Origin of the sequence: Streptomyces sp. CB02400 (genome assembly GCF_001905725.1) — a bacterium.
Classification (GTDB): domain Bacteria; phylum Actinomycetota; class Actinomycetes; order Streptomycetales; family Streptomycetaceae; genus Streptomyces; species Streptomyces atrovirens.
In genome coordinates this window covers 52,263-67,545 of the sequence record NZ_LIWB01000013.1, presented here as the reverse complement: position 1 = coordinate 67,545, position 15,283 = coordinate 52,263, and the positions used below count along the sequence as shown (strand labels likewise).

At 72.4% G+C, this 15,283-nt stretch carries 15 protein-coding genes; 7 read left to right on the top strand and 8 right to left on the bottom strand.

The annotated features are described in order from the left end of the window. Positions 1-103 precede the first annotated feature (103 nt). Positions 104-535, top strand: coding sequence for a hypothetical protein (locus tag AMK33_RS27430; RefSeq protein ID WP_073935646.1), 432 nt, complete (start codon positions 104-106; stop codon positions 533-535). Between the two features lie 78 nt (positions 536-613). On the opposite strand, the gene AMK33_RS27425 is transcribed toward AMK33_RS27430, so the two are convergent. The 8 genes from AMK33_RS27425 to AMK33_RS27385 all read right to left on the bottom strand — a co-directional run bounded on the left by AMK33_RS27425 (position 614) and on the right by AMK33_RS27385 (position 8,684). Next, entirely contained in the window at positions 614-2,140 is a 1,527-nt protein-coding gene (locus tag AMK33_RS27425; protein ID WP_073935645.1) for a DUF1996 domain-containing protein, read from the bottom strand. Positions 2,141-2,359: 219 nt separating this feature from the next. After that, complete coding sequence (locus tag AMK33_RS27420) at positions 2,360-3,013, bottom strand: LuxR C-terminal-related transcriptional regulator (protein ID WP_073935644.1); 654 nt, start codon at positions 3,011-3,013, stop codon at positions 2,360-2,362. Beyond that, entirely contained in the window at positions 2,998-4,263 is a 1,266-nt protein-coding gene (locus AMK33_RS27415) for a sensor histidine kinase (protein ID WP_073935643.1), read from the bottom strand. Before AMK33_RS27415 ends, AMK33_RS27420 begins: the two co-directional genes overlap by 16 nt. Before the next feature lie 68 nt (positions 4,264-4,331). Then, positions 4,332-5,342 (bottom strand): SDR family oxidoreductase, encoded by a 1,011-nt coding sequence (locus AMK33_RS27410; RefSeq protein WP_073935642.1) that lies wholly within the window; start codon positions 5,340-5,342, stop codon positions 4,332-4,334. A gap of 72 nt (positions 5,343-5,414) precedes the next feature. Continuing rightward, on the bottom strand, positions 5,415-5,954 hold the full coding sequence (locus AMK33_RS27405; RefSeq protein WP_073935641.1) for a winged helix-turn-helix domain-containing protein: 540 nt from the start codon (positions 5,952-5,954) through the stop codon (positions 5,415-5,417). A 329-nt stretch (positions 5,955-6,283) separates the two neighbouring features. Continuing rightward, entirely contained in the window at positions 6,284-7,312 is a 1,029-nt protein-coding gene (gene glnII, locus AMK33_RS27395) for a glutamine synthetase (RefSeq protein ID WP_073935639.1), read from the bottom strand. Between the two features lie 261 nt (positions 7,313-7,573). After that, complete coding sequence (locus tag AMK33_RS27390; protein WP_073935638.1) at positions 7,574-8,215, bottom strand: hypothetical protein; 642 nt, start codon at positions 8,213-8,215, stop codon at positions 7,574-7,576. A gap of 109 nt (positions 8,216-8,324) precedes the next feature. Then, positions 8,325-8,684 carry an arsenate reductase family protein gene (locus AMK33_RS27385; RefSeq protein WP_201263092.1) on the bottom strand — a complete coding sequence of 120 codons (360 nt, stop codon included), beginning with the start codon at positions 8,682-8,684 and terminating at the stop codon, positions 8,325-8,327. 232 nt (positions 8,685-8,916) lie between these two features. Here AMK33_RS27385 and AMK33_RS27380 point away from each other — a divergent pair, with 232 nt between their 5' ends. The 6 genes from AMK33_RS27380 (at position 8,917) to AMK33_RS27355 (ending at position 15,280) form a co-directional block, all read left to right on the top strand. After that, positions 8,917-9,231 (top strand): hypothetical protein, encoded by a 315-nt coding sequence (locus AMK33_RS27380; RefSeq protein ID WP_073935793.1) that lies wholly within the window; start codon positions 8,917-8,919, stop codon positions 9,229-9,231. A 179-nt stretch (positions 9,232-9,410) separates the two neighbouring features. Continuing rightward, a complete protein-coding gene (locus AMK33_RS27375; RefSeq protein WP_079194989.1) occupies positions 9,411-10,658 on the top strand; it encodes a sensor histidine kinase in 1,248 nt (415 codons plus the stop codon). After that, on the top strand, positions 10,658-11,332 hold the full coding sequence (locus tag AMK33_RS27370) for a response regulator transcription factor (protein ID WP_073935635.1): 675 nt from the start codon (positions 10,658-10,660) through the stop codon (positions 11,330-11,332). The genes AMK33_RS27375 and AMK33_RS27370 overlap by 1 nt, the downstream gene beginning before the upstream one ends. Positions 11,333-11,502: 170 nt before the next feature. Then, positions 11,503-11,952 (top strand): hypothetical protein, encoded by a 450-nt coding sequence (locus AMK33_RS27365; RefSeq protein WP_073935634.1) that lies wholly within the window; start codon positions 11,503-11,505, stop codon positions 11,950-11,952. 86 nt (positions 11,953-12,038) lie between these two features. After that, a complete protein-coding gene (locus tag AMK33_RS27360; protein ID WP_073935792.1) occupies positions 12,039-12,722 on the top strand; it encodes an ABC transporter ATP-binding protein in 684 nt (227 codons plus the stop codon). Beyond that, positions 12,719-15,280 (top strand): ABC transporter permease, encoded by a 2,562-nt coding sequence (locus AMK33_RS27355; protein WP_073935633.1) that lies wholly within the window; start codon positions 12,719-12,721, stop codon positions 15,278-15,280. Before AMK33_RS27360 ends, AMK33_RS27355 begins: the two co-directional genes overlap by 4 nt. Positions 15,281-15,283: the final 3 nt, after the last annotated feature.

Sequence of the window (15,283 nt, the reverse complement as noted above, 5' to 3'; positions counted from 1 at the left end):
CACCGGGATTTGAGCGCCGCGGGCGTCACAGCCGTATCGAAGGGCGAGGGCCCCGCGCCGGGGCTCCGTGCGGCATGTCGCCCGCGAGGGACCGGAGGAACACATGAGGCTGACCCGACCGATGCTCGCGCTGGCCGGTGCGGCGGCGGCACTGGCGCTGACCGCCTGCGGATCCGGCGGAGACGGCGAGGACGAGGTGCCGCCCACCGCGACCGGCAGCCTGGAGCATCTGGCCGCCGAGGCGAAGTGCGAGCCGAACATGCAGACCGACGCCGACACCATCCGCCAGGCGCTGTGCGAGAAGGGCGACGAGAAGTACGTCCTCGCCACCTTCGCCACCGACCGGGGCCAGGCCGAATGGCTCAGCACCGCCAAGGACTACGGCGGTTACTACCTCGTCGGACGCAAGTGGGTGGCCGTCGGCGAGGAGCGGACCGTGACGGCGCTGCGGAGCATGCTCGGCGGGACCATGGAGGAGGGGTCCGAGCACATGAACCCCGGCGGCAGCCACAACCAGGGCGGCCACCACGGCTGACCCCCGGCTCCGGACGGACGAGGAGGCCGGCGGTGGGAGATCCCACCGCCGGCCTCCTCCCGTCACCGGGCTACCGGATTACTGGCAGTCCTGGCCGCTGTTGATGCAGTCGACCATCTCGTTCATCAGGTCCTCGTCGAAGAAGTTGATGAAGTCGTTGTGGTCGGTGATCGGCTTGTGGAGCTGCTCCGGGAAGGAGTCCAGCGCGAACGGGTTCACGACCTGCCCGTTCTCGATCCGCGGGGCCGGGATGTTGTCGTACACCAGGCGGACCTGGAGCTGGGGGACGGCCTGGAAGCCGTTCGAGCAACTGCCGTCCGCCTCGACGAAGTCCATGTGCGTACGGTGGTTGGCGCTGTCGGTGTTCTGGCCGTCCCAGCAGCTCTGGAAGGCGGTCGTGCGGACCACGCCGCTGCCGTCGGGGCAGATCGGGTACTTGTCCGTCACCTGCCGGTCCTCGAAGCCGGTGCAGCTCCAGGAGGTGTTGGCGTTGTTCAGCCCGTTGGTGAAGGACTTGGCGTCACCGGTGATGATGCGCAGCGCCCTCGGCATGGCGACGACGTCGCTCGTCCGGTTGCCGACGAACTTCAGCTCCGCCTCGGTGGGCGCGACGATCTTGCCGACGTTGCCGTCCTGACCGCCGCCCGGCTGGCCCTGGTCGATGTCCTGCGTACCGTCCTGGATCCGCAGCACCGGCCAGAAGTACGTCGACCTGTCGCCCTGGTTCCGGCAGGTGGTCTCGCCGTTTGCCAGGTCCTCGTCGCTCGCGAAGGCGTTGTTGGCCTGGTTGCCGACGTAGTCGTGCTGGTGCTGGGCGCCGTTGCTGACGCCGGGGGCGGCGATCACGTTGTCCGAGTTGCGCAGCGCGTTCTCGTTGGTGCCGCAGTCGGTGGTGAAGGTGCCCGTCGAACCGCCGTCGCCGTTCGCGGCCAGACCGTTGGGCAGGTTGCGGGAGCCCGGCTGGACGTCCTCGATGTCGATGAAGTCGTCCGCCACGGGGCCGTTGCCGGCCTGGCCGCCGTTGTCCTGGCCCTGACCGTTGTCCTGGCCGCCGTCACCCTGGTCCTGACCGCCGTCGCCTTGGTCCTGACCGCCGTTGTCCTGGTCCTGACCGCCGCCGCCGTTGTTCCCCGGCTGTTCGACCGGAACACCCTGGCACTGGGCGAACCTGCCGAGGTCGCGCGGCGCCTTGCCGCCCGCCCGGTTGATGTTGATGCCGATCCGGTCCAGGGTGGCCGTCCGCTTGGACTTCAGCGGTCCGAGGATGGCGTTGTCGACGTAGCTCTCGTCACCCGCCTGGGCCTGGCGCGTCTCCGCGAGACGCGTGTAGGCGTCCGTGATCTGCCGGTCCAGCCGGGCCAGCTCCTTCGCCACGCCCCTGCGCGCCTTCCTCGGCACCTTCGTCAGCTTCTGGCCGACGTCGGGGCAGTTGATCGTGGCGACCCGTGCCCCCCTCGACTTCGTTCGGTTGTGGCCTCCGTCCTCGTGCGCCGAGGCGTAGAAGTTGGCCCAGACCAGCCCGCCCCCACCGAGCGCCAGGGCCGCCGCCCCGGCTGTCACTTTGGTGGCCAGCGGCATACGGCGTTTTCTTGTGTTGCGTCCCATGGAAATCCTCTTGACCTTCCTTACGGGGGCACCTTTGCGGGGCGTCGAGCGGCCCGGCAGGAGTGAAGCGGCTCCCTTGAGTACGGGAGCCGCCCCACGGGTGTTCACCCGTCCCGGAAATCGATGGGAAGTCAGTACGGCCACACTGGTTTCAACAGGCCCTGGAATACCAGGAGTTGTCGATCACCCACCCGGGGTGAAGGGGCGACGGGTCCCATTTCACCGGCCGTGGTCGAGATACGCGAGAACCGCCAGCACGCGCCGGTTGTCGTCGTCCGAGACCTCGAGACCCAGTTTGGCGAAGATGTTCGCGGTGTGCTTCGCGATCGCCCGTTCCGTCACCACCAGCCGGGCCGCGATCGCCGCGTTGGTCCGCCCCTGCGCCATCAGCTCCAGCACCTCCAGCTCGCGGGGCGTCAGCCGCGCCAGCGGCCGGTCGTTCCCCGACTGCCGCGCCAGCAACTGCTGGATCACCTGCGGATCCATCGCCGTACCTCCCCGCGCCACCCGTCGTACCGCGTCCACGAACTGCTCCGCGTCGAACACCCGGTCCTTCAGCAGATAGCCGACCCCGCCGCTGCCGTCCGCCAGCAGCTCCCGCGCGTACAACTGCTCCACGTGCTGCGAGAGCACCAGCACCGGCAGCCCCGGCCGCTTGCGGCGCGCCTCCAGCGCGCACTGCAGCCCCTCGTCGGTGTGCGTCGGCGGCAGCCGTACGTCGACCACGGCGACGTCGGGCTCCAGCTCGGCCAGCGCCCGCGCCAGCTCGGGCCCGGACTCCACGGCCGCCGCGATCTCGAAGTCGTGCGCTTCGAGCATCCGGACGAGTCCGTCGCGCAGCAGGAACAGGTCTTCGGCTAGGACAACGCGCAAGGCATCTCCATCGTGACCATGGTGGGACCGCCCGCGGGGCTGCTGACGGCCAGGACGCCGTCGAATGTACCCAGCCGCCGCTCCACCCCGGTCAGTCCCGACCCGGCCCCGACCACCGCGCCGCCCCGCCCGTTGTCGGTGACCGTCACCCGCAGATGACCGTCGGCGTGGTGCAGGTCGATCCAGATCCGGTCCGCCCCGGAGTGCTTCACCGCGTTGGTGAGCACCTCGCTCACCGCGAAGTACGCCGCCGACTCCACGGGAGCCTCGGCCCGTCCGGGCAGCTCCACGTTCACCTCCGTGGCCACCGGCAGCCGCAGCGCCAGCGCCCGCACCGCGTCACCCAGCCCGCGCTCGGCCAGCACCGGCGGGTGGATGCCGCGCACCAGCTCCCGCAGCTCGGTCAGCGCCTCGGCGGAGGACTGCCGGGCATGCGCCAGCAGCTCACGCGCCTTCGCCGGGTCCTTCTCGACCAGCGCCTCGATCGTCCCCAGGTCCATGCCCATCGCGACCAGCCGCGCCTGCGCCCCGTCGTGCAGATCCCGCTCGATGCGCCGCAGCTCGGCGGCGGAGGCGTCCACGGCGTCCCGCCGGGTCTCGGTCAGCACCCGCACCCGCTCGGTCAGCTCGCCCCGGCCCGAGCCGAGGACGGCCCGCGTGAGCAGGAAGTGGACGTGCAGCAGGCGCGGGGTGAAGAAGTGCGCGAGGAACAGCAGGGCGAGGGCGAGGACGCCGGCGCCGAGCGCGGACGCCTGGTCCGTGATCCGTACGAAGCCGTACCAGTACCCGTCGGGCATCACCCGCCACAGCCCGACCGCCAGCGCGAACCCCTCCAGCGGGTAGACCAGCAGCACGAACGGCAGCAGCGCGGTGACGAAGCCCGCGGTCATGTCGACCGGCAGCCACCGCAGGTCCCGCCAGGTCGCCGGGTCGCCCAGCATCCCGAACGTCCGCCCCCACGGGTTGGCGTCCTCGGGTATCGGCCGGTACGACGGCGGGATCCGCACCCCGCCCCACTCGGCCGCCAGCACCCGCCGCCAGTTCGCGAACGTCCGCACCCCCTTCAGCACGTACGGGGTGGTGACGATGCCGACGCCGATCGGGATCAGCGCGATGGACACCACGGACAGCACGAAGCACAGCACCGCCCCCGGCAGCGCCACCAGGGCGAGCGCCAGCCCTCGTATCGCGGCGGGCGCGATGCCCCGCCCCCCGGTCCGCCCCTGGCCGTTCTTCGTATCGGTGGTCATGGCACAAGTCTGGCCGGACGGGACCGGCGGGGCACTGGGCCGGACACCCGGCCCGGGGGTGGTGTTACCTACACCCCTCCGGCGGACCCCAGCACCTTCGCCTCCACCTCCGGATCGAGCCCCTTCTCGGTCCGGTCCGGGCGCTGGGGCGCGGTGCCGCCGATGTCCCGCAGCCAGGCCCAGGTGTCGGCCACGGTCTCGGCGACCGGGCGGCAGCGCAGTCCCGTCGCGACCGCCGGGGAGACGTCCGCCGAGTGCAGCGCGTCGTGCAGGTCGCTGCCCGGCGGCACCCACACCGGCAACTGCGTCCACGGCTCGATCCCCGCTTCGAGGATCACCTCCGGCGCGGTCCAGCGCAGCTCGGCCGGGCCGCCGGTCACCCGGACACAGGCTTCGAGCAACTCGCCCATCGTGCTGTGCCCCTGCGGCGACATCAGGTTGTACGGGCCGCTCAGCTCCCGCTCCGCCGCCCCGAGGATCCACTCCGCGAGGTCGCGGACGTCGACGTACTGGAGCGGCAGGTCACGCGGGCCCGGCGCGAGGACCGGCCCGCCGCGCGCCGTCCGGTTCAGCCACCAGGGCAGCCGGCCCACGTTCTCGTACGGCCCGAGGATCAGCCCCGCCCGCACCAGCAGCGACCGGTCCGCGCCGAAGGCGTCCACGGCGGCCAGCTCACCGCCCAGCTTGTCCCGCGCGTAGTCCGTGGGACCGGCGTCGGCGGAGGCGCCCTCCACCACGGGTGCCTGCTCGGTGTATCCGGCGGGCGGGGCCCAGTCGTACACCGAGCAGCTCGACACGTACACGTACCGTCCGGCGCGGCCCCGCAGCAGCCGCGCCGCGTCCCGCACCGCGCGGGGTGCGGCCGACCAGGTGTCGACGACGACGTCCCACTCGCCGGGGTCCTCGTCGAGCGCGGCCAGACCGTCGAGCGCGGTGCGGTCGCCCAGCAGCGTCCGCGCGCCCTGCGGGGCCTCGTGCCGCCCCCGGTGGAAGACGGTCACCTCCCAGCCCCGCCCGAGGGCCGCCTCGACGACGGCCCGGCCCGCGAACTCCGTACCACCCAGCATCAGAAGTCTCATACCGGTGACTCTGCCCGGCCGGGCGGCACGGGGGAACGGGAATCTGCTGTCGGCAGACCGGTCGTACGGGATTCAGCGCCCGGTCGGCGGCACGTACTTGTAGCCGACCCGGCGTACGGTGCGGATCGTGTCCCGGTGTCCGGGGCCCAGTTTGCGGCGCAGCCGGGCGATGTGGACGTCGACGGTACGGCCGTCGCCGACATGGCCGTAGCCCCACACCGTGCCGACCAGGTGGTCCCGGGTGTGCACCCGGTTCGGGTGCGCCACGAGATGGGCGAGCAGTTCGAACTCCAGGTAGGTGAGGTCGAGTTGCCGTCCGTCGACGTGGGCGGTGCGCTGTGCGGGGTCGACCCGGATCAGCGGGTCGTCGGCGGTCTCGGGGCCGGGGGAGCCGGCCGGGAAGGGCGGCCGCTGGTCGGCGGGGACCAGCACCAGGTAGCCGACCATCGGGGGGCGGCCGGGCAGGACGGGCAGGGCGTTCTGCGGCGCGGGCAGCCAGGTGGCGCCCGGCGGCAGCAGATCCGCCACGGTCACCACCTCGTCCCGGTCCACGGCACGCAGCCGGGGGTGAGCGGAAGGGGGGACGGGGGACAGGGAACGGGGGGTCGCCATGAGACGTCAGCTCTTTCGCGCGAAGGGGTTCGTCGAGGACGTACGCGGTGCGCGGCGGCCGAAGGCCGGGAGAGGATCCGGGCGTCAGAGGGCCGGCGCGTTCGTCGCGCGACAACACACCCGGTCGAAGTCGTGGTGCTGACGGGAAGGCCAGAACGGTTCCAGGTCACGGCGACCCGTCGCGTCGTACTTACGGAAGCCGGCCATGCGTCCATTGAAGCAGACACGCGGGGTCCGCAGGAGCCCCCTTCCACCGCTCGGACAACGCGGAGGGGCGCCCACCCCGATCGGTGGACGCCCCTCGCGACGACTGCGGTACCGCGTACGGATCAGACCTGGCCGGCCTTCTCCAGCGCGGTGCAGCACGTGTCGACCAGCAGGCGGGTCACCACGTACGGGTCGACGTTGGCGTTCGGACGGCGGTCCTCGATGTAGCCCTTGCCGTCCTTCTCGACCTGCCACGGGATGCGGACCGAGGCGCCGCGGTTGGAGACGCCGTAGGAGTACTCGTTCCACGGGGCGGTCTCGTGCAGACCGGTGAGACGGTCGTCGATGCCGGCGCCGTAGTTCTTGACGTGGTCCAGCGGCTTGGAGCCCTCACCGAGCGATTCGCACGCGGTGATGATCGCGTCGTAGCCCTCGCGCATCGCCTTGGTGGAGAAGTTGGTGTGCGCGCCCGCGCCGTTCCAGTCGCCCTTGACCGGCTTGGGGTCGAGGGTGGCGGAGACCTCGAAGTCCTCGGCGGTGCGGTAGAGCAGCCAGCGGGCCACCCAGAGCTGGTCGGAGACCTCCAGCGGGGCCAGCGGGCCGACCTGGAACTCCCACTGGCCGGGCATGACCTCGGCGTTGATGCCGGAGATGCCCAGGCCCGCCTTCAGGCAGTTCTCCAGGTGCGCCTCGACGACGTCACGGCCGAAGATCTCGTCCGAGCCGACACCGCAGTAGTAGCCGCCCTGCGCGGCCGGGAAGCCGCCCTCGGGGAAGCCGAGCGGGCGGGCGCCCTTGAAGAAGGTGTACTCCTGCTCGATGCCGAAGATCGGCTCCTGCGCGGTGAACTTCCCGGCGACCTCGGCCAGCGCGGCACGGGTGTTGGTCTCGTGCGGCGTCATGTCCGTGTTGAGGACCTCGCACAGCACCAGGACGTCGTCGCCGCCGCGGATGGGGTCCGGGCAGACGAAGACCGGCTTGAGGACGCAGTCGGAGGCGTGGCCCTTGGCCTGGTTGGTGGAGGAGCCGTCGAAGCCCCAGATCGGCAGCTCCGCGCCCTTGGCGTCGTCGGCCAGGATCTTCGTCTTGGAACGCAGCTTGGCGGTCGGCTCGGTGCCGTCGATCCAGATGTACTCGGCCTTGAAGCTCACGGTCCACATCCTTCGGGGGTGGGTCTGGGCGCTTGTGCGGGTGCTGCGGCGCTGCGGCACTGGGGCGCCGCCGTCGATGCCCGCAGCCTGTCAACAGGCGATTTCCCGGCCATTGCCCGAATGTGAACCCCGTGTTACCTGACACCGCCGTGTCCCACCTCACCGTGTGAGCACGCGTGCATGGTCGCGGGGGACGCGGACGGGCCCGCCGCCCCGGTGAGGGGAGCGGCGGGCCCTGGGAATCCGCGACGAACCCGGACCTCACCCCACCTTCTCGATCACCGCGCGGCGGATCAGGAACTTGCCGGCCTCCCGGACCTGCTCGAAGGCCGCGTTGTTGAGCAGCACGCAACTGCCGGAGACCGAGGTGACCTCCACCGTCGTGGACTTGTCGTTGTCCAGGTTGGTGACCTTCAGCTTCGTGCCGGCCGGGAACTGGTTGCTGGACGCGGCCGGGGCGCCGTCCTCGCCGGAGAGGGTGACGGTCGACCCGTCGCACACCTGCTCACCGGAGGCCTGCGCGCCCTCCTCCTCCGCCGCGGGCTGCGAGGGGGCGGGCTGCTGCGGCTGCGCGGCCTGGGAGTCCTGAGCCGACTCCCCCACCGTGCACCCGGACGCCTCCTGCTGGCGCTGGATCTGGGCGATGACCGCCTCGCGGTTGGCGATCCGCGCCTCGGACTGCGCGTCCGGGGCGGCCCGTTGGCCCTCGATGAACCTCTGGTTGTTGCCGAGCGCGGTGGCGAGGCCCTGGCAGACGGTCGAGTCCGCCGCCGACTTGGTGGCCGGCGGCGGCGCCGCGTTCGACGTGTTCGCCATGACGAAGGCCCCGCCTCCCGCCACCGTCGCGGCGCTGACCAGCAGCGCGAGCTTCTTCTTCGGGCCGAGGGTTCTCCTGCGCGACATGCGCGCCTCCTGAAGAGGTAGGGGAGCGTACGCCGCTATGTACGAGATACCGAACAGAGTTGCTCAGCGGTTGGGCCGGGCATTCGAAGTGGCCTGCGTCACACGGCTGTCAGCGGGAGAGGGCGTCCCGTACGGCGTCCTCCGTGCGGCCCACGACCGCCGTACCGTCGTCCGCCGTGATGATCGGCCGCTGGATCAGCTTGGGGTGCGAGGCGAGCGCCGCGATCCAGCGGTCCCGCGTGCCGGCCTCCCGCGCCCACTCCTCGATCCCCAGCTCCGTCGCGACGGCCTCCTGGGTCCGGGTGATGTCCCACGGCTCCAGCCCGAGCCGCTCCAGCACCGCCCGGATCTCGTCCTCGCTCGGCACGTCCTCCAGGTAACGGCGGACGGTGTACTCGGCCCCCTCGGCGTCGAGCAGGCTGATGGCGCTACGGCACTTGGAACAGGCGGGATTGATCCAGATCTCCATGCCGCCCACGGTACGCCGACCCCGCTCTGTTCGAATTCTCCGCCCCCGTGCGCGTGTCGCGCGGGACCTGTGTGACGTCACGGCAAAACCCGTGTCCACCAGGGCATTTATTGGCTTCTTCAGGTCTGCTGATTGTCGGTGGGGGGCAGTAGAATGGAAGCAGTGTTCGAGGGTGGTACCGGGGTCGTCGGGGATCCCGGCGGGCCGCCCCGACCGCGACAGGAGGATGCCCGTGCCCGCTGCCGCACTGAAGCCGAAGCCCCTGCCCACCCAGTCCACCGCGAAGCGTCCCGTGCCGCTCGAACTGCCCTGCGCCCCGGTGGAGAAGCGCCCGCTCCCGGCGGGCCGCCCGCGCGAGTGGTACGTCACGCACAACCGCCGGCTCAAGGCGATGCGGCTCGCCATCGCCCTGCTCGACTCCGGCGTCTACCTGCCGGGCCAGGCCCGCAACGAGAGGATCCGCACCACGGCGGCGCTGATCGGCGTCCACCCGCCGTCGGACACCACGTGCCACATGGTGCGCGCGTTCATGCGCTACAACCGCTGAGCCCCGGACCGGTGCCGGGCGGCCTCCGTGCGCGGGGCGCCCGGCACCGGTGTGCCGCGCGCTGAGGCAGTATGGGCGGGTGAGGGCACCGTCCTCACCCCGAAGTCGCCGCGGCCCGGCGGCACTTGCGCCGGCAGGCCACGCGGTCGCGGCCCCGCCGGAGGAGAAAGGTACGACGGTTGGCTGAGGAGAGGACGGTCCCGGTCCCGTCGGCCTGGATGACGCCGTCCGGCCGGTACGGACGCGCCGTCGCCCGGGCGTGCGACATCGGCATCGCGCTGGTGGTCCTGGTGGCGGCGGAGTACTACAGCGGCGATTACGACCTGCTCCTGGGCGCGCTGATGGCACTGTGCCTGCTGGCCCGCAGACGGTTCCCCGGCACGGTGCTGGCGGCCGTCCTGGCGCTGGGCGTCGTCCAGTTCGTCCTGTACGACCTGCCCGACCTGCCGCTGGCGTCGGCGCCCGCCTCGTACGACGTGGCCGTGCTGTTCGCCATGATGTCGGTCGTCCACCACTCCCGGACCACCTGGATGCCGTATCTCGCGGGCGCCGTGGTGCTGCTGGCCGCGGCGGCCGGGACGGTGGGGATGCCGGTCCTCGGCATCGAGCCGTTCGTCGACCTCGAATCGCTCCTGGTCTTCTGGGGGCTGACGCTGACGGTCTGGCTGACGGCCTTCGCCCTGCACACGCGGCGCCTCTACGCCGAGAGCCAGGCGGCCCGCGCCTGGCACGCCGAGCGGGAACAGGAGCAGCGCGTCCGGCTGGCCGCGACCCGGGAGCGGGCCGAGATCGCCCGTGAACTGCACGACGTGGTGGCGCACAGCCTGGCCGTGATGATCCTCCAGGCCGACGGCGCCGGGACCGTGCTGCGGAAGTCGCCGGACATGGCGGAGTCCGCGCTGAAGACGATCGCCGCCACCGGCCGGGACGCGATCGACGACATGCACCGCATCGTCCGGGTGCTGCGCGAGGGGAACCCGGACTCCGGCGACCCGGACTCCGACGGCGGCGGCCCGCCGCGGCGGCTGGTCACCCTCGACGAGATCGAGGTCGTCGCCGAACGCGCACGGGCCGCCGGGCTGACCGTGGACGTGTCGGTCGAGGTCGGCGAGGGACGGCTGTCGCCGGCGGAGGAGATGACGGCCTTCCGCATCGTCCAGGAGTGCCTCACCAACGTGCTCCGCCACGCCGGAGCCGGGGCCGGGGTCGACATCCGGCTCCACGAGGAGCGGGGCACCCTGCTGATCGGTGTGGTCGACGACGGGGCGGGCACCCTCGCCGGCCGCGGCGTCGGCGGACGCTCCGGAGGGAACGGGCTCGTGGGGATGCGGGAGCGGGTGGAGCTCGCCGGCGGCAGCTTCGAGGCCGGCCCCCGGCTCGGCAGCGGATGGCACGTACGTGCCTCGATTCCGACAAGGACGAAGTGATGACGCGGACGGACAGACCGATCCGGGTGGCCGTGGTGGACGACCAGCCGCTGATCCGGGCCGGTTTCTCCATGGTGCTGGCCGGTCAGGACGACATCGAGGTCGTCGGTGAGGCGGAGAACGGGGCGGACGCCCTCGACCTGCTGGACAAGATCGAGGCGGACGTCGTCATCATGGACATCCGCATGCCCGTCATGGACGGCATCCAGGCCACGGAGCGGCTGATGCGGCTCGACGATCCGCCCGGCGTGCTGGTGCTGACCACCTTCGACAACGACGAGGACGCGTTCGCGGCCCTGCGCGCCGGCGCCGGCGGCTTCCTGCTGAAGAACGCTCCCGCCGCGGAGGTCGTGAACGCCATCCGGGTCCTGGCCGCGGGGGAGTCGGTGGTGGCGCCGCGCATCACCCGGCTGCTCCTCGACCGGGTCTCGGACCGGCTGGCACCGGCGAACGGGCAGGCCGAACGGCTGGACGTCCTCACCGCGCGCGAGCGGGACGTGCTCACCCTGGTCGCCCGGGGGCTCTCCAACGCCGAGATCGCGGCGGAGCTGTATGTCGCGGGGGCCACGGTGAAGACGCACCTGGGCAACCTCATGGCCAAACTGCACCTGCGGGACCGCGCCCAGGCCGTCGCGTTCGCCTATGAGTCCGGGCTGGTCCGTCCCTCCCCCTGAGGGTGCAGGAACACCCCCGGGTTCTGCCCCCGGGGGCGCAGAGACCACCCCGTCCGGTGTGCCAGATCCGCCGCCTCCGATCTCGGATCCGTGGCCGATGTCCGGCGGACCGCCGAACTCCAGACTTCTCACTGTCGCCGAACGCGGCCGAGAAGACACTGGAGGACCCGATGAGCACCACGCCCACCACGCCCGTCACGCCCACCACGCGGAACCGCAAGCGGAACCGTCTCGTCATCGGTGCGGCCACGGCCGTGACCGTCGCGGCCCTGGCCGCCGGGGCGGCCTACTGGTGGCAGGACCGCGACGAGCTCAGCCAGGCGTCCGCCGAGGACTGCCGGCTGGCGCAGCGCATCATCACCGAGGCCGAGGAGATCTCCACCGGCCCCGTGCCGGACGCGGAGAAGTGGTGGCAGGAGACCGGTGACGAGCGCCGCGCGCAGATGAAGGACGGCTACCTCGGAATCAAGATCGCCCAGTACGAGGGGTGGGCGGTCGAGACCGCCAAGAAGTCCTCCGAAGTGCCGTCCGCGAAGGACGTGAAGGACCTCGAGGGCAAGGCGCGGGGACACTGCTCGGACTCCGGCGTCACCCTCTCCATGCCGCCGCTCGGCTCCTGACCCGGATTGCGAGAACCGCCCCCATGGCTGTCCACACCGCCGACCGCGGCCGCACACCGGACGACGTCATCACCGCCACCGCCCTGGTGAAGACCTACCGCCAGGGCACCGCCGAGGTGCGGGCCCTCGACGAGGTGTCCGTCGGTGTCCGGCGCGCCCGGTTCACCGCCGTCGTCGGCCCCTCCGGATCGGGCAAGTCGACCCTGATGCACTGCGTCGCCGGCCTCGACACCGTCACCTCCGGCAGCATCGTCCTGGACGGGACGGAGATCACCGGACTGTCCGACCGGCAGCTGACCAGGGTGCGCCGGGAGCGGATCGGGTTCGTCTTCCAGTCGTTCAACCTGCTGCCGCAACTGACGGCGTACGAGAACATCGTGCTGCCCGTCGCCATGTCCGGCGGACGCCCGGACCGCGCCCTGGTGGACCACCTCTGCGAGGTCCTCGGCATCGCCCACCGGCTCTCGCACCGCCCCGCCGAACTGTCCGGGGGCCAGCAGCAGCGGGTCGCCGTGGCCCGGGCGCTGGTGGCCCGGCCGGCCGTGCTCTTCGCCGACGAACCCACCGGCAACCTCGACTCCCGGGCCGGCACCGAAGTCCTCACCATGCTGCGCCGGTCCGTCGACGACCTCGGCCAGACGGTCGTGATGGTCACCCACGACCCCGCGGCAGCGCGGTACGCGGACCGGGTGCTGACCCTCGCGGACGGACGCGTCGTCAAGGACGAGCACACCGCCCCCGCCACCGACGTCATGGGGAGGCGGCGATGAGCACCCCGTGGCGTGCGACCGTCCTGGGCTCCCAGGTGGCGGAACTCCTGCGGCGGCCCGGCCGGTTCACGGCGACCGGACTGTCGCTGCTGATCGCGGCGTTCGTCGTCTTCGGGACCGTCATGGCCCAGCAGATCATCACCGCGACCGTCGTCGAGAAGTTCCGCGGCACACCCGAAGCGGTGTCGCTGGTGGTCACGCCCGGCGACGGGGAGGACATCGGCGAGGACCGCCTGGGCGAGATCCTGAAGACGCCCGGAGTCACCGAGGCCGTCGGCCGGCTCGACGGCGGCAGCCCGCTGGACGGCAGCGCCGTCGAACGCTACCTCGCGCTGTCCGCGGACCCCGGCACCGGCGCCCTGGCGGAAGTCCGGCTGACCGACGGCACGTACCCCTCCGGTCCGGGCCGGCTCGCCGTCAACACGCGGGCCGCGCGGGAGTACGGTCTCGCTCCGGGCTCGTCGCTCACCCTGCTGCGGCCCGAACCCGACGGCGAAGGCACCCGGCGGGTGACGGTCGAGGTCAGCGGCATCGTCCGCGGCACCGCCACGGACGACACGGAGCCCACCGGGTACGCCCCCGGTCCCCGACTCGGGGAGCTGCTCGGCGTGTCGGGCTACTCCCGCATCGACGTCCGCACCGGCACCGCGTCCTCCGCGTCCGGTTCCGTGGATCCGGCGGAGCGGATCCGGCAGGCGGTGCCCGGAGCACAGGTGCGGTCCGGGGACGAGGTGCGGGAGGAGGAGGCCCGCGAGGCGGTGGCGGAGGCGAAGGACACCCTGGAACTGGTCACCGTCTTCCTCGCCGTCGCCGTCGGCGCGGCCGTCCTCGTCGCGACCTCCACCTTCCGCATCGTCTTCGCACGGCGCGTACGCCAGCTGGCGCTGCTGCGCGCCATCGGGGCGACCCCGCGACGGCTCGCCGCCGCGCTCGTCGCCGAAGGGGCGGTGGTCGGTCTGCTGGCCGGCGCGACCGGAGTGCTGGCGGCCTGGGGCTGCGGGCGGCTCGTCCCCCCGGTCGCAGGGTGGTTCGGGCACGACCTGTTCGCTCCCTCCCACCTCCCGCTGACGGAGGCCGTCCTCACCGTTCTCGGCACCGGCCTGCTTGCGGTCCTCGCGGTCCTGGCCCCGTCCCTGACCGCCTCACGGGTCTCCCCGCTGCAGGCCCTGCGCAGCGCGGCGTCCGGGGAGAACGCGGCGAGCGGCGTCGGCCGGACCCTGCTGGGCCTGCTGTGCGCGGCGGGCGCCGCGTTCCTCGCCCGGCAGCAGTACGGCGGGCTGCCCCAGCCGGGCGACACGGAGTACGACCGGTTCGCGGCGCTGACCGTCGTGGTGCTCTCGGGCGGGCTGGCCTTCCTCGCCCTGATCGCCCTCGGCCCCCGTCTGGTCCGGCCGGTGCTGTCGGCCGTCGCCGTGCCCCTGCGCCGCACCGGTGCGGCCGGCCGGCTCGCGGTCGCGGGTGTCGGGGGCGCGCCGGGCAGGGCGGCCTCGGTCTCGGTCGTCGTGGCCCTCGGCGTCTGCCTGGTCGGCTCGACCCTGACCTGCCTCGCCTCCCTGAACGCCTACGAGCGGTACCGGCAGGCGGTGGAGGCACCCGCCGACTTCCACCTGTACGCGAGGGACAGCGAGACGCTGGACCGGTCGCTGGCCGCCGATCTCACCTCGCACCCCGAACTCGCCGACGTGACCGCGTTCCGTACGGCGGAGGTCGTCGAGAGCGCCCGCAGCGCGACCATCTCCGACCTCGACCTCGGCACCGTCCGCTCCGGCGTGGGCCTGACCGCCCGCACCGGCTCCCTCGACCGCCTCGAACCCGCCCACGTCGTCGTGGACGCCGACCACGCCCACCGGCTCGGCGTCCGGGCGGGCGACCGTGTGACGCTGACGTTCGGGGGCCGCCCCGTCCGGCTCACCGTGGCGGCGACGCTGCCCGGAGCCGGGCCCTACGGAGGGAACTTCTTCGTCACCGCCGCGGACCTCACCCGTATGGGAGCGGACGCCGCGCCCACCACGGTCACCGCCAACGCCTCGCAGGACGGCGCCCAGGGGCGGATACGCGCGCAGCGGGCCGTCACCGACACGCTGACCGGCCCGGAGCGCGGCGACGGCCGCGTCATCGCCGAGGACTCGGCCGCACAGGCCGGCGAGTCGGACGACCTGCGGACGATGGCCACGACAGTGATCATGGTGCTGGGGCTGACCGTCCTGGTGGCGGTCGTCGGAGTCGCGACCACGGCGAGTCTCACCGTCGTCGAACGCAAGCGCGAGTTCGGGCTGCTGCGGGCCCTGGGGCTCAGCGGGGCGGCCGTGCACCGCATGGTCACGGTGGAATGCGCGCTCTACGGCGTACTGGGCGGGGTCCTCGGTCTGGCCCTCGGCATGCCGTACTCCTGGCTGGTGGTCCGGGTCGCCCAGACGAGCGCCCCGTTCAGCGTGCCGGCCGGGGAGCTCGCGGCGGTCTTCGTCGCTCTCGTCCTGGTGACCGCCGCCGCGGGCATGGTGCCCGCCCTCCGCGCCTCCCGGACCTCACCGACGGTCGCCGTCGCGCAGACCGAGTAGCCG

Excerpts from the sequence above, each read along its gene's own strand:
- AMK33_RS27390 (WP_073935638.1), bottom strand. The coding sequence starts at position 8,215 with ATGTCGCGCAGGAGAACCCTCGGCCCGAAGAAGAAGCTCGCGCTGCTG.
- AMK33_RS27430 (WP_073935646.1), top strand. The coding sequence starts at position 104 with ATGAGGCTGACCCGACCGATGCTCGCGCTGGCCGGTGCGGCGGCGGCA.
- AMK33_RS27385 (WP_201263092.1), bottom strand. The coding sequence starts at position 8,684 with ATGGAGATCTGGATCAATCCCGCCTGTTCCAAGTGCCGTAGCGCCATC.
- AMK33_RS27405 (WP_073935641.1), bottom strand. The coding sequence starts at position 5,954 with ATGGCGACCCCCCGTTCCCTGTCCCCCGTCCCCCCTTCCGCTCACCCC.
- AMK33_RS27365 (WP_073935634.1), top strand. The coding sequence starts at position 11,503 with ATGAGCACCACGCCCACCACGCCCGTCACGCCCACCACGCGGAACCGC.
- AMK33_RS27370 (WP_073935635.1), top strand. The coding sequence starts at position 10,658 with ATGACGCGGACGGACAGACCGATCCGGGTGGCCGTGGTGGACGACCAG.
- AMK33_RS27355 (WP_073935633.1), top strand. The coding sequence starts at position 12,719 with ATGAGCACCCCGTGGCGTGCGACCGTCCTGGGCTCCCAGGTGGCGGAA.
- AMK33_RS27410 (WP_073935642.1), bottom strand. The coding sequence starts at position 5,342 with ATGAGACTTCTGATGCTGGGTGGTACGGAGTTCGCGGGCCGGGCCGTC.
- AMK33_RS27425 (WP_073935645.1), bottom strand. The coding sequence starts at position 2,140 with ATGGGACGCAACACAAGAAAACGCCGTATGCCGCTGGCCACCAAAGTG.
- AMK33_RS27415 (WP_073935643.1), bottom strand. The coding sequence starts at position 4,263 with ATGACCACCGATACGAAGAACGGCCAGGGGCGGACCGGGGGGCGGGGC.